This is a genomic window from Salinicola peritrichatus, assembly GCF_003206715.1.
In the GTDB taxonomy this organism is placed as follows: Bacteria; Pseudomonadota; Gammaproteobacteria; order Pseudomonadales; family Halomonadaceae; genus Salinicola; species Salinicola peritrichatus.
Genome location: NZ_PZJU01000106.1, coordinates 1 through 804, shown reverse-complemented (window position 1 = coordinate 804; position 804 = coordinate 1). Strand labels below are relative to the sequence as shown.

The following is an 804-nucleotide window of genomic DNA, read 5'->3' as shown; positions in this document are numbered from 1 at the left end:
GTCGAACTCGGGGGCTCTGATCGATAGAATGCTTTGCCTATGCAATCGCTTTGGAGGTGAGGTGGCTGCATGGGGACTTGGTCATGATGTCATGCCAGCGCTCTTGAAGAAGTCTTTCAACGTGTGTTCGCAACCAGACAATACCGGGATCACGATCGTGCCGAGCATGCCAGATTAGATACAGGCTGGTAGGATCCACGCTGAAAGGAAGCTCACCCATCCACAACCCGTTCACAAAACCGTAATCCTGACTGATCAACTCGGGTACTGCCGCAATCAAGTCTGACGCTCGCAATATTTTCGGTACAATCGAAAAATGGTTTACCGTCGATGCTATACGCCTGCTATGTCCCTTCTGATTCAGATAACTATCGACGAACCCGTGCGCATCCCCTGACATTGTTACAATTAGGTGACGGGCACTCAGAAACTTATCCATGATAATTGTTCTTCCGGCAAGCGGGTGGTCTCCACGCATAGCGAGCAAATAGCTACCCTCGAATAACCACGTACTTCGTAGACTATGGTCGTGCTGAGTGAGAACACCTATAGCCAGATCAACATGAGCTTCCCTAAGATCATGGTGCGTTCCCTCCAGCGTGTACGGAACGGCATGGACGTCCACTCCCGGCGCCTCACGCTCAAGCAGTTCAATCAGCTGAGGCCAGACCAACTCCACGAACATATCGGTTACTGCAATTCGAAACCTGCGTTTCGAGGTTCCTGGATCAAACTGTGTCGCACTGACCGCGTTGATGAGCGCAAACATAGGATCACTAACCAGGTCCCAGTGTAGTGGTCAAG

Annotated in this window: 1 protein-coding gene; it reads right to left on the bottom strand. The window is 51.1% G+C overall.

What is annotated here, in order from left to right; genetic code table 11:
- Positions 1-37: 37 nt before the first annotated feature.
- Positions 38-769: a LysR substrate-binding domain-containing protein gene (locus DOM57_RS21645; protein WP_204353069.1), complete on the bottom strand. Its 732-nt coding sequence runs from the start codon at positions 767-769 to the stop codon at positions 38-40.
- Positions 770-804: the final 35 nt, after the last annotated feature.